The organism is Corynebacterium sp. HMSC078H07, assembly GCF_001812805.1.
Lineage (GTDB): Bacteria > Actinomycetota > Actinomycetes > Mycobacteriales > Mycobacteriaceae > Corynebacterium.
This window is the reverse complement of record NZ_KV810490.1, coordinates 99,632-111,652: the sequence shown is the minus strand read 5'-3', so window position 1 is coordinate 111,652 and position 12,021 is coordinate 99,632. Positions and strand designations below refer to the sequence as shown.

At 58.7% G+C, this 12,021-nt stretch carries 11 protein-coding genes and 1 pseudogene; 5 read left to right on the top strand and 7 right to left on the bottom strand.

The window, feature by feature from the left end; translation table 11 throughout:
* Positions 1-7: 7 nt before the first annotated feature.
* From phnE (HMPREF2875_RS08015) to HMPREF2875_RS07995, 5 genes are read right to left on the bottom strand one after another with little or no spacing between them, the layout of a single operon-like run.
* On the bottom strand, positions 8-826 hold the full coding sequence (gene phnE / locus HMPREF2875_RS08015) for a phosphonate ABC transporter, permease protein PhnE (RefSeq protein ID WP_070671917.1): 819 nt from the start codon (positions 824-826) through the stop codon (positions 8-10).
* On the bottom strand, positions 823-1,617 hold the full coding sequence (gene phnE / locus HMPREF2875_RS08010) for a phosphonate ABC transporter, permease protein PhnE (RefSeq protein ID WP_070671915.1): 795 nt from the start codon (positions 1,615-1,617) through the stop codon (positions 823-825). The genes phnE (HMPREF2875_RS08015) and phnE (HMPREF2875_RS08010) overlap by 4 nt, the downstream gene beginning before the upstream one ends.
* Positions 1,614-2,405: a phosphonate ABC transporter ATP-binding protein gene (phnC, locus tag HMPREF2875_RS08005; RefSeq protein ID WP_070671913.1), complete on the bottom strand. Its 792-nt coding sequence runs from the start codon at positions 2,403-2,405 to the stop codon at positions 1,614-1,616. Before phnC ends, phnE (HMPREF2875_RS08010) begins: the two co-directional genes overlap by 4 nt.
* A gap of 45 nt (positions 2,406-2,450) precedes the next feature.
* Positions 2,451-3,443 carry a phosphate/phosphite/phosphonate ABC transporter substrate-binding protein gene (locus HMPREF2875_RS08000; RefSeq protein ID WP_070671911.1) on the bottom strand — a complete coding sequence of 331 codons (993 nt, stop codon included), beginning with the start codon at positions 3,441-3,443 and terminating at the stop codon, positions 2,451-2,453.
* 21 nt (positions 3,444-3,464) lie between these two features.
* Positions 3,465-4,121 (bottom strand): HAD family hydrolase, encoded by a 657-nt coding sequence (locus HMPREF2875_RS07995; protein ID WP_070671909.1) that lies wholly within the window; start codon positions 4,119-4,121, stop codon positions 3,465-3,467.
* 128 nt (positions 4,122-4,249) lie between these two features.
* On the opposite strand from HMPREF2875_RS07995, the gene HMPREF2875_RS07990 reads away from it, so the two are divergent.
* Positions 4,250-5,158, top strand: coding sequence for a cation diffusion facilitator family transporter (locus HMPREF2875_RS07990; protein ID WP_070671908.1), 909 nt, complete (start codon positions 4,250-4,252; stop codon positions 5,156-5,158).
* Between the two features lie 9 nt (positions 5,159-5,167).
* On the opposite strand, the gene HMPREF2875_RS07985 is transcribed toward HMPREF2875_RS07990, so the two are convergent.
* Both HMPREF2875_RS07985 and HMPREF2875_RS07980 read right to left on the bottom strand, forming a co-directional pair.
* A complete protein-coding gene (locus HMPREF2875_RS07985) occupies positions 5,168-6,124 on the bottom strand; it encodes a DNA glycosylase AlkZ-like family protein (protein ID WP_070671906.1) in 957 nt (318 codons plus the stop codon).
* A gap of 10 nt (positions 6,125-6,134) precedes the next feature.
* Entirely contained in the window at positions 6,135-7,682 is a 1,548-nt protein-coding gene (locus HMPREF2875_RS07980; protein WP_070671904.1) for a succinic semialdehyde dehydrogenase, read from the bottom strand.
* Between the two features lie 90 nt (positions 7,683-7,772).
* Here HMPREF2875_RS07980 and HMPREF2875_RS07975 point away from each other — a divergent pair, with 90 nt between their 5' ends.
* The 4 genes and pseudogenes from HMPREF2875_RS07975 to HMPREF2875_RS13720 all read left to right on the top strand — a co-directional run.
* Positions 7,773-8,945, top strand: a complete 1,173-nt coding sequence (locus HMPREF2875_RS07975) for a type III PLP-dependent enzyme domain-containing protein (RefSeq protein WP_070671903.1) — start codon at positions 7,773-7,775, stop codon at positions 8,943-8,945.
* Positions 8,942-10,228, top strand: coding sequence for a D-arabinono-1,4-lactone oxidase (locus HMPREF2875_RS07970; protein ID WP_070671901.1), 1,287 nt, complete (start codon positions 8,942-8,944; stop codon positions 10,226-10,228). Before HMPREF2875_RS07975 ends, HMPREF2875_RS07970 begins: the two co-directional genes overlap by 4 nt.
* Before the next feature lie 100 nt (positions 10,229-10,328).
* Positions 10,329-11,519, top strand: a complete 1,191-nt coding sequence (locus HMPREF2875_RS07965; protein WP_070671899.1) for an MFS transporter — start codon at positions 10,329-10,331, stop codon at positions 11,517-11,519.
* 213 nt (positions 11,520-11,732) lie between these two features.
* Positions 11,733-12,021, top strand: a pseudogene (locus HMPREF2875_RS13720) (HNH endonuclease); the annotation flags it as partial.

The window sequence follows — 12,021 nt, the reverse complement described above, 5'->3', positions numbered from 1 at the left end:
ATAAGGCTTAAGTAAACTTAGCAGCCACGATTCGGCGGCGGATGGCACCGGAGATGGCGTCGATAGACATGGTGATGATGACGACGACGATGAGCAGGACGCCCACGACGTCCCACTGACGGTACTGTGTATAGCCGGTCAACATGTCGCCGATTCCGCCCACACCGATGAGGCCGAGAACGGCGGACGTACGCACGTTAATCTCAAAGCGATAGAGTGCTAGGGATGCCAGCTCAGGTTGGACGATAGGCCATGTTCCCCAGCGGACCATTTCTGCAAGAGTACCGCCAGAGGCTTTGACGGCCTCGGCCGGACCGGTCGGCGCGGTTTCAATCGACTCATAAGTCCACTTTGCATGCGTACCGATGCCGCCGATAGCCAAGGCGAGAGCGCCCGTAAAGGGCGTGAGGCCAGTGACCGTCAGGATGATGATGGCGATGATAATTTCTGGTACCGCGCGGATGATGGCGAAGACCGCGCGCAGCGGCAGGCATACCCAACCGGGGGAGACAGTATTCGCAGCGAGTACGCCGAGGATAGTGGACAGCACGACGCCGAGGAGGGCACCAATCCATGCCATGGCCACGGAGCGCCACGTTTGAAGGAGTGCTTCACCAAGTTTGGACCAGTCTGGGTTCGAGAACATGAGCACAAGGTAGTGCCAGATATTGGCAGGAAGATCCTTGAGCGCGGAGAGGTTGACGTCGATATAACCGAATGACAACGCCAGGATGACAAGAATTACGGCCCAGGCGGCCCCAACGCCCCATCTAGGCGAGCGGGAAGGCAGTGCGGATGGCAACTGTGTTGGAATCGCAGTACTCATCGCAGCCTCTTTCGTAGGTTGACTGACACGATTTCAAGGGCGATGACCACGACGAGTAGCTCTAGCACGATGGCGGAAAGTGCATCGTAACGGTAGAAGCCGCGGACCTCATCGATGAGCAAGCCAATGCCACCCGCGCCCACGAGACCCAATACCGCGGAGATACGGACGTTGAGTTCGAGAGAGTAAATGACCTGGCTGGCAAAGGCGGGCCAGGTTTGTGGGAGAGCAGTCACGCGATTGATCTGATTCTGCGTACCACCAGCGGCGCGGCCGGCTTCCATGTAGGAGTCATCAGCGGAGTCGATGGATTCGGAGACCAGTTTGACTACAATGCCGACGTCGAAAAGCACCAGCGTAATGATGCCTGGTAGGGCGCCTACACCGAGCATAGCGACGAGGATGGTGGCGTAGACTAGGTCGGGCACTGCGCGGACGACGTTGATAATGCCGCGTACCAGTGTGCGCCACGGCGTCGACGGGTTAGTCGGACGTGCGGCCCACAGCGATAGCGGAAGTGCAATGACTGCGGAGATTGCAGCACCAACGACCGCCATGGCTAGGGTTTCGAGCATGGGCTCCCACGTGCGCGGAAGGATGGACCAATCCGGGGTGAACATCTGGGCCAGTCGGTCTGCGCCATTGCGCCAATTGCGCGCGATCTGGCCTAGGTCTATCTCAATGCCGCCCCAAGCAGGAATGCACGTGGCGATGGTGAGCGCGAAGAACGCGGTCAGGCCGCCGATTAGTCCGGGCCAATTGCGTGTGCGCGGGGGAAGAACAGCGGTCATTGGGCGCTCCCCAGCTGATCCTCCTCGCGGATGCGGCGGCCATAAATTGCTTCGAAGTCTTGGACGGTGGAGCCTTGGGCAGCTCCGTCAAAGACGATTTTTCCATGCCGGATACCGATGATGCGGGTGGCATAGTCTTGCGCCAAATCGACGAGGTGCAAGTTCACAAGAGTGGTGAGGTCGCGCTCGGCGTTGATGCGGCGCAAGTCCTTCATGACGGAGTGCGCGGTGGGTGGGTCGAGGGAGGCTACCGGTTCATCGGCTAGCATGATGGCCGGTTTTTGAGTCAATGCGCGGGCAATGGCCACGCGTTGTTTTTGACCACCGGACAAGGCGCCGGCTTTGTTCCATGCCTTGTCTAGGATGCCAACGGAATCGAGGGCCATGGCGATGATCTCCTTGTCCTCTTTGGTGGAGATGCCGAGCAATGTGTGCCAACCAGGGTTGTGGGAGAAACGGCCAACGAGGACATTGGAAAACACACTCGCGCGATCTGCCAGGTTGAATTCTTGGAAAATCATTCCGATGCGCCCGCGAAGCGTACGCAGCTGGGAACCCTTCGCTGCGGAAATTTCGTGTGGGCCGACAAAGATTTTTCCGGAGGTCGGCTGCACGAGCCCGTTGACGCAGCGGATGAACGTGGATTTTCCGGAACCAGACAGGCCGACGATGACGACGAATTCACCGGGGGCAATGTCCACGGAGACGTCGTCAAGCGCCAGCGTTCCGTTTGGGTAGCGCACTGAGACATTCTCGAAACGAATGCCCCAGGCCTTCTCCTCCGTCATGGCGAACCTTTCTGAGTGGGAGATGGAAAGTCGAGGACGGCAAACCTACTGTGCGAAGCGTTCGTTGACCTTGCGCGCCATGTCGATGGACTCCTTCTTGGCCGGAACCCAGTCGGTGATATCGAAAATGGCGGACATGGTGTCTGGGTCTACTTCAGAGAAACCATCCATGAGGTCGGTGATTTCCTTGCGGCGTTCCTCCGGAACATCATCAGAAATCACGACTCCGCCGTTTGGGTACATGTCTGTGTATCCGAAGACGACGAGTTTCTCAGCCAAATCAGGGGCCTCGGAAGAGTCGATAGTGGAGCGGGCGTCCCAGAAGCTGAAGCCCACTTCAGCGTCACCGTTGTAGACGGCCATGATGGAAGCATCGTTGGAGGTCACCGGGACCTTCTTGAGGCTGTCAACATCGATACCCTGAGATTCCATGGCCATGACCGGCAGCTGGTAGCCGGCCGGGGAGGTAGCGCCGAGCATGGCGACAGTGGTCTCTCCATCAATCTTCTTGAGTGCTTCAAGGCCCTTCGGGCCTTGGCCTTTGTTTTCTTCCGGAGTAGCGGTGCCGTTGCAGTAGAGGTAGTCAGTGTCGTTGGCTGCATACGTTGAGGCAACCGGCTTGTCCTTGCAGTACTTGTCCGGGTTGTTAGTGACGAACTGGCCGGCGTAGGAATCCGCGCCGAAGCGTTCGTCCTGCAGTACGGCGTGAGCACCGTACATGTCTTCGGCAGAGGCCAGCTGGGCGGCGGAGGCGATGGCGATGTCTGCTTGGCCGGAGCCAATGGCTTCGACGGCGGCTTGGTAATCCTTAGTGACAACGCCTTCGACCTCGACGCCGAGCTCCTTAGACAGGTAGTCGGTCAACGGCTTTGCGGTGGTGACGAGGTCATTGACCTTCTCGTTCGGAATTAGTGCCAGGGTGAGCTTTTCGGCGGATCCTTTGGCGGAATCTGAATTGTTCTCAGAGTCGGACGAGCAGGCGGTCAGGGAAAGAGAGAGAGTCAAAGCGGTGGCGGCGAGGGCAGTGAAACGGCGCATGGTGAGAATCTTTCTGTGTGGTTACAAGCTGGCGGTGAGCTCGGGAAGGATGTCGGTGACGCGCTGTACGCGCCAAGTTGGGTTAGCTCCTGGGGAGTCGGCGAATGGCGAGTCAACGAGCACGGTGCGCCCGCCCATAGCAGCCACGGGTGCGAGGTCAAACTCCCAGATATCGCCGAAGGAAACAATGGTGGTCGGATTTGTCTCGGCAAGAGCGGTGGAGAGGAGGCGGGTCAGGCCCTGCGGCTTACCTACCCTGGTGAAAATGGAATCAAACGACTCCTTGAGATCAAGAGTGCGGAGAGCTGCGTCGAGACCAATCTCCGGAGAGTTAGTGGCCAGGATCGCGCGGCCGGGGTAAGACGCGAGAAACTCGGAGAGCCCTTCTGGAGCCCTAATGCCGGTGTCAGCGAGGTTCTCCCGAGACGCCATGTAGGCCTCCTGGCAGGTCTCTTCCGGCACGTTTAGTTCGGCAGCGAGGGTGCGCACCAGGTGGTAGCCGTCGCGCGCTTTACCGACGTCACCGGACCGTAGCCGAGCTTCTGCGTCGTCAACGATGGATGGATGGCCAGACTTCTCAGCGATGCGGCGGGCATAGACCAGTACGGGGCCGTGGCCGAGGCTGATGGTGCCGTCGAAATCAAAGAGAAGAACTGGTGGAGTTATGTCTATGGACATGAAGTACAAACTAACGCCCCTTTATGTACTTTTCGACCACAGGTGGTAAACACTTGGTGAACAGTGCGTGCACACTCGCCTTTGGTAACCTCAAGGGCTGTAGAAATCTCTCTTCGAAAGCTGACGCCATGTCTCTTCCATCCGAGCAACTGCTGCTCGAGCGCTTCATGAAGCTCTCTATCGCCACCGCCGTGGCCACGATTGCGCTCAAGGTTATCGCGGCTGCGGTGACGGGATCGGTGGGCTTTCTTTCCGACGCCCTCGAATCCGGAGTTAACCTCGTCGCCGCCGTTGTGGGGTTTGTGGCTATCAAAATTGCGGCAAAGCCAGCCGATGCGAACCATCAGTTCGGTCACGGTAAGGCCGAGTATGTGTCTGCGCTGGTCGAGGGTGTGATGATCTTCGTCGCGGCGGCGATGATTATCTACACGGCCGTTCGCCGATTTCTGGATCCGCAGCCGCTGGAGCAGCCTGGGCTTGGACTTCTGCTGTCGCTCGTAGCCTCCTTGCTGAACTTAGGCGTGGGCCTTTTGCTGGTGCGCGCGGGCAAGCAGCATCGTTCGGCCACCTTGCAGGCGGACGGAAAGCACTTGCTTACCGACGTCTGGACGTCCGTCGGCGTCCTCCTCGGCATCGGCGCGGTCAGCCTCACGGGTTGGTTGTGGCTCGACCCAGTCATCGCGTTTGCCGTGGGCCTCAATATTTTGTGGACGGGCTACAAACTGCTCAAAGAATCACTGAGCTCCCTGTTGTCAGAGTCCCTACCTAAGGAAGAGCACGCGCAGCTTGATGTCCTCCTCAACGAACTAGAGGAGCGCCATGATGTGGAATTTACCTCGCGCCGGACTGTTGCCTCAGGCCGCAACCGTTTGGTGTATCTCACGATGGATGTTCCCGGCCAGTGGACGGTGCTGCACTCGCACACCATCGCCGACCGCATCGAGGATGTCATCGACGATCTATTCCCCGGTGCTGAGGTCTTTATTCACGTCGAGCCTGCAGGAACGGTTCATCGCCGTATTCTGCGGATGCCGTAACGCTTGCAGCTAGCGCAGGCTGGCCACGCCGCGCCCGCCTTCCATGACCCACGGCCAACTCAGACCGTTCTTGGTGAGGACATTGACGCGGATCTCATCGGGGACAATCCAGTCCTTGTTGGCATAGCCCAGCAAGTATTCGTCGAACGCAGGCAGCTCGAGTCGTAGTTCTAGGGCAGTACGGATGTCCTCCGCGGTGACGTCTTCCTGCCAGGAGGCCATCCAGAAGTCTTGACCATCGTGGCGAGTGAGTCGGGCATCTGCCGACTTCAAAGCTGTGGTGGCTTGAGTCTTGCTGAGCTTTGACCACGCTTGGAGGTCTTCTGCCGAGACCGGACCATGACCTGAGATATACCGTTGGCCAAGTTCGTGCAGGGGATGCGCAGGCTCGTGCTGGGCAACGGGAAGTGCATCGACGTGAAGAAAGGTTTCCTGGTTGCCGTCCTTGGGGCCTTGGACGAGGTCACCTGCACCACCGAAGGCACGCAGTAAGTGGGAGCCGCGACCTTCTGTGGGATCCACGCCTGTCTCGGTGAAAAGCTCATAGACCTGCGCGCGGGTTAATGGTGAGGTCGCTGCGTTGTGGAGAGCCTCAGAGCACGCCTCAAACATCTCTTCGCTGAGTCCTAGGCTGGGGCGCCGAGACTTCTGACTGGACGCGATGCGCGGATACAGCAGGCGAGACATCCAGCGGACGTCGGCAGCCGGCATGAAGTGCAACGTGCCGCGCTGCGGCCAGCAGCGCACCACGCGATAGCTTTTTATCTCCTCCAAAACCTTGTCGTCGTCACACCCGGCGCGCAGGGAAAGTGCACGAACACCAGCGTCGTAGGTCTGTCCCTGCAGGGCGAGGAGCTGTTCGGCGACGTCAAGTGCCGAAACGGCCTGTGGGCGGGCTGCCGATGGCGCTAGCCCTTGAGCAATGAGCCGGCGTGCTAGGAGTTCGTCACGAGTAAGTTCGTACATGCCGTCTACCTTAAAGCCGGAATGTCTTCATTAGCTGCATGCCCGTGGAAACCAAGGTACGGAAGCGCTCTGGCGAGATGTACTCCGACGGTGCCAAGGGATGCAGTCGCTGTTCAGCCACGGTGCGCTCGTTGGCCCATAGGCGCATGCCGGTGATGCCATGACGGTGGTTAAGTCCTGACTCCTTGACGCCGCCACCGGGGGCCGCGATGGAGCCGTAGGCGGCAGCAAAGCCCTCGTTGATGTTGACCATGCCGGCCTCCAGCTGGGAAGCGACCTTCCACGCGCGACGGGAATTGCCGGACCAGACGGAGGCGGATAGACCGTAGGTGGTGTCGTTGGCGCGCTGGATGGCTTCGGCATCGGAGCTCACCGGGTATACCGCCAGAACTGGGCCGAAGGTTTCCGCGGCATAGAGGTCCATTTCTGGGGTGACGTCCGTGAGTACGGTGGGTTCGTAGAAGAAAGGCCCAAGGTCTGGGCGGTGCTTGCCGCCCGTGACCACGGTGGCGCTTTTGTCAACGGCGTCCTGTACATGGGCTTGCACCGCGTCGAGCTGGCGCTGCGAAGTCAGCGAGCCGATGGTTGCGGCATCGGAGAAGGAAGCCCCTAAAACCTGCTGTTCTAAAGCGTTCGTGAGTTCCGTTAGGAACTCGTCGAAGACGCTCTCGTGCACATAGGCACGCTCGGCGGACATGCACAGCTGCCCAGAGGAGGAGAATGCGGTGCGCACGGCGCCCTGGGCGGTGGGCTTCAGGGGGGCGTCGTCAAGCACCAGCATCGGATTCTTTCCGCCTAGCTCTAGCATGGTAGGGATGAGGCGTCCTGCGGCCTGGGTGGCAATCGACTTGCCCGCCTTCGTCGAGCCAGTGAAGGAAAGACCATCGACGAGGGGAATGAGGGCATCACCCACCTCCGCACCGTTTCCAGGAACGAGTTGCCAGGCGGCCTCCGGAAGACCAGCTTCGACGGCAAGCCGTCTCAGCAGGATGGCTGTCAGCGTGGTTTGAGAATCTGGCTTGTGCACCACGGCATTACCTGCGGAAAGCGCGGCCAGCACGTCGCCCACTCCGAGTGAAAGCGGATAGTTCCACGGCGAGATGAGTCCCACCACACCCAACGGGTAGTGCTGGGTGCGGGTTGTCGTAAGCACGGGTAGTGCGCCCGAGTGGCGGTCGTTTCCAAAAGCCTTGCGGATGTTGACGGCATAGAAGCGTGCGCAGTTATAAAGGTCCATGAGCTCGTCGTAAGCGTGGGCGCGGGATTTGCCATTCTCTGCCTGAATGAGGTCGAGGATGAGCTCCTCGTTCTCGTGGACGAGGTCGTGCAGGCGTAACAGGATGGCAGCCCGGTTGCCTTGGCCCACGCCAGCACGGGCATACTCGACGGCCCGTTCCACGTCGTGCGCGGTAGCGGTAGGGAAGCTGAAAAGCTCCTCGCCAGTGAAAGGAGCGTGGGCGTGGTGCTCTTCGCCGGTGCCGCGGACATCGCGGGCTGGGTTGGTATCGAGGAAATTCTGGACGCGCTGGGGGAGACGTGTCTGGGTGAAAGTTTTCATGGTGACCATTGTCCCAAAAATATTTCGGATCGCTACATGTTTTTCGAGAGTTGGCTCACAAACCTAAATCTGAGTGGTTAGGATAACTTCATGGCAATCCTTTCCACTATCCCCAGTCGGGACGTTCGGTCAGCGATAGAACCGCTCGTGCGATCGGGCAAACGCTCGGCGCCTTGTGGAGTCATTGACCTTGAGGCCTTTGATTACAATGCCCAACAGATGCCGCGGCGCGCCGGGGGACTGCCCATTCGCGTCGCCTCCAAATCGGTGCGCAGCGTAGCGGCGTTGCGCCGAGCGCTTTCACACGACGGTTACCAAGGGATCCTTGCCTACTCGGTACCCGAAGCGCTTCACCTAGTCGCAGAAGGTTTCAGGGATATTGTCGTGGCCTACCCGAGCGTAAATCGGAGGGCGCTGGCAGAGCTTGCCGCCTCCGACACCGCGCGTGAGGCTATCACGGTCATGGTGGATAGCGGTGAGCTCCTGGAGCTACTTCCAGGCCCTGTGAAGGTGGCCATTGATATCGATTGCACGCTCCACCTGCCGGGTGTCGTTGTAGGTCCGCGCCGCTCGCCCATACGGGAACCGGAACAGGTCACGGAACTTGCAGGGAACATCATTCGCCGTGGTCACCGGCTCGTAGGCCTCATGGCCTATGAGGGGCAGGTGGCGTCAGTCGCGGATGGCCTTCCCGGTCCGGTAGGTGCGGTGAAACGTTGGTTGCGCACGCGTTCCATGGCAGACCTGGCACCGCGTCGCCGCGCCTGTGTGGAGGCTGCGCGGGCGGTCGCTGATATTGAATTCGTCAACGGAGGCGGCACCGGCAGTCTCCAGGAATCGGCGGCCGAGGGGACGCTTACTGAGCTCGCCGCGGGTTCGGGCTTTTATACCCCGGCAATATTTGATGATTTCACAGGTATTAACCACAAGGCTGCTGCCTTTTTCATCTGCCAGGTTTCCCGCGTCCCTGCTTCCGGTTGGGCCACGGTCAACTCTGGTGGCTGGATTGCGTCGGGGCCGCCCGCCAAAGATCGAGCACCGGTCCCCGTGTGGCCGCAGGGCCTTCATTACTCCAGCACCGAAGGCGCCGGGGAGGTGCAGACGCCCCTGCGTGGCATGGACATGAACGTCGAAGACCTGGTGTGGTTCCGCCATGCCAAGGCCGGAGAAATGACAGAAAACGTTGACTACCTCCTCGCAGTGGGGGAAAGCGGCGTCGAAGAATGGGACACCTATCGAGGACAAGGATGGACACTGCGATGACCACAACCACTTTCACTAACTGGGCCGGTTCGGTCACGACGAAACCGGCGGAGTTCCTCCAGCCCACTCGTATTGATGAGATTCCAGGCATCATTACCCGTTCCCGCAGCGTACGAACTGTCGGTGCGGGACACTCTTTTTCTCCCGTGGCAGCAGGGGAGGAGACGATGCTTAATCTGGACCACTTGCGTGGCTTGGTGGGTGTCGATAAGCAGCGCAAACGCGTCCGATTCCTCGCTGGCACTCGGCTTCGTGATGTCCCAGCCCTTCTTCGTCCCTATGGGTTGGCGCTGGCCAATCAAGGTGATGTCGATCCGCAGTCTCTTGCCGGTGCTATTTCGACGTCCACCCACGGCACGGGCATCAATTACACGGGGTTTGCCGGCACGGTGACGGGCCTGACGCTTATCGACGCCGACGGTAACACCCGCACCTACTCCCTCGATGAGGACCCCGATCTGCTCCATCTGGTCGTCGTGAGCATTGGCGCCCTTGGCGTGGTTGTGGAGATTGAGATGCAGTGCGTCGATGCTTTTGACCTGCAAGCGGAGGAAACCGGCATCGATTTTGACGAGCTCATGGACAATTGGGAGGAGCTGTCACGCGGCGTCGACCACTTCGAGTCCTACTGGTTCCCGCACACCGACCGCGCCATGGTCAAGGCCAACACACGCTTGGAACCGGGGGATGAGCGCCGCCCGCGCCTCAAGCAGTTCATCGATGACGAACTCATTGGTAATGGAGCTTTTGCCGCTGCCCTGGCGCTAGGTCGGTGGGTACCCGCAGCCATCCCGGCCCTCAACCGCTTTGCCACTGCGGTCATTTCCCACAATCGGTATCGCGCCCCTGCCCACGAGGTGTTTGTGAGCCCGCGACGCGTGCGTTTCCACGAGATGGAATACGCCGTGCCGCTTGCCGACGGCCCCGCGACCGTCCGCGAGATTCGCCGCTTTATCGACGCTCAAGACTGGCGCATCGGATTCCCCATGGAGCTGCGCACCACTGCGGCTGACGACGTCGCGCTCTCGACGGCTAATGGCCGGGAATCGATGTACATTGCTTTCCACATTCCCCGAGTGCTTAATCCGCAGGACTATATGCCGAAGATTGAACCCATCCTCCGTGCCGCGGGCGGGCGACCGCACTGGGGCAAAATGAACACACTCGGCCGTGAGGACTTTGCTCAACTTTATACAAGATTTAATGAGTTCTGTGAGCTGCGTGAAGCTATGGACCCGCAGTGGCGATTTGGTTCTCCCTACCTGCAGAAAGTATTTGGGTAGCGCTTTCTGAGTGATTCTTTCCGGGCGTTCTTAAGTTCGAAAGTATCTATGATCTTTGATAGCGTTATGGAGTCCAAATTCCATAGCGCTGCCTAAGAAGGTGTCTCAAACGTCCTCTGAATCCCAGTCCCTCATTACGCCGACATTCGTGTTTGCATGGTTGGTAAATTTCGCCCAATTTACGGTTTTCTATCTGCTCGTGACCATTATGGCGCTCTATGCCATTGAGCAGTTTCAGGCGTCTGATACGGCTGGCGGGTTCGCGTCGAGTGCCTTCGTGGTTGGGGCAACTATTGCCCGCCTTTTCTCTGGTTATATCGTCGACGCAGTGGGACGCAAGCGAACTCTTGTGGTCTCGCTCATCGTTGTCACAATAGCTATGGCCTTGTATTTTCCAGCTCAGTCTCTTCCACTTCTTTTCGTGGTCCGCATCTTGCACGGTTTGGGCTACGCGATTGCCTCTACAGCTGTTATGGCCGTAGCGCAATCAGTGATTCCAGACCATCGCCGCGCCGAAGGTACAGGCTACTTCGCGCTGGGCACTACGTTAGCTACCGCATTTGGCCCTGCAGCAGGTTTGGCGATTGCACACAACGCAGGCTATAACGCGGTGTTCACCGTGGCGTTGACGTTGACGGCCGTAGCCCTCGCTTTGGGGCTAGTGGTTAAAGCGCCTGTTCAGGAGCAACGTAGCGTTAGCTTTTCCCTGGGCAATATCGTGCACCCAAGAGTCGCTCCATTCGGTGTCTTTATCCTCTTTATTGGTGTGGCTTACACCGGCATTATTACCTTTCTTAACGGCTATTCTTCCGAAACCGGCCTTGAGCGAGGAGCAAACTACTTCTTCCTAGCCTATGCAGTGGTCAGCCTCATTCTGCGCTTTGTCCTGGGTAAGCTCCAGGACCGCCGTGGCGACAACATCATTATCTACAGCTCTCTTGTGTTCTTTATCGCGGGTCTTGCCGTGCTTGCCTCGGCTTCCGCGGATTGGCAGGTCATCCTGGCGGGCGCCCTAGTGGGCCTTGGATATGGCTCCATTCTCCCCGCAGGCCAAGCTATCGCCGTGCGTTTGGTGCCGATGCACGAAATGGGCGCCGGTATCTCGACTTTCTTCCTGCTTCTGGATGTCGGTATTGGCTTTGGTCCCATTCTGCTGGGACAAGTTATCTCTGCGACGAGTTACTCCGCAATGTACTGGCTGTTGGCAGCGCTCATGCTTGTGGCGTCTGTGGTCTACTTTTTCGTGCATGGCCGAAAGGACGTCGCGCGTGGCGACGTCCGCTACGAGTAGAGCTGACTTTCTTACCCCCGTTGTTTTATATGTGTGAAACCTATACCCCCAGCTCGGCAAGAGTCGAACACATAACCTAAAGCACTGCTCGACACCCCCATGCTTCTTGGTTTGTGAAGTTTACCCCTGCAGGCTATAGACCTATTGTGGCGCCACCGCTAGGATTGGTTGTAGAACACTTCTTCTAACTAGATTATTTTCGGGGATACGCCAATGAGCACCACCACCATCCTGCCGGACGCCTTCTTTAGCATTACCAACCCTCATAACCCACATGCTGTTGCCCGCAGTATTGCCAGGAAAGCCACCTTTCAGGCCTGGCTTAGTGGTAAACCACAGCTTGAAGACGATATTGATACCACAGCCCTGAGCCTGGTTAACGCCTGGGCGCTGACCGAAGGACACATCAAAGCAGGCCTTAGAGCCCTCCACCGCCTGGATACCCTGCCGAAGGTCAAAGCCTTGCAGGAAGAGCACTATGTGCTTGATATCGAATCCCTTA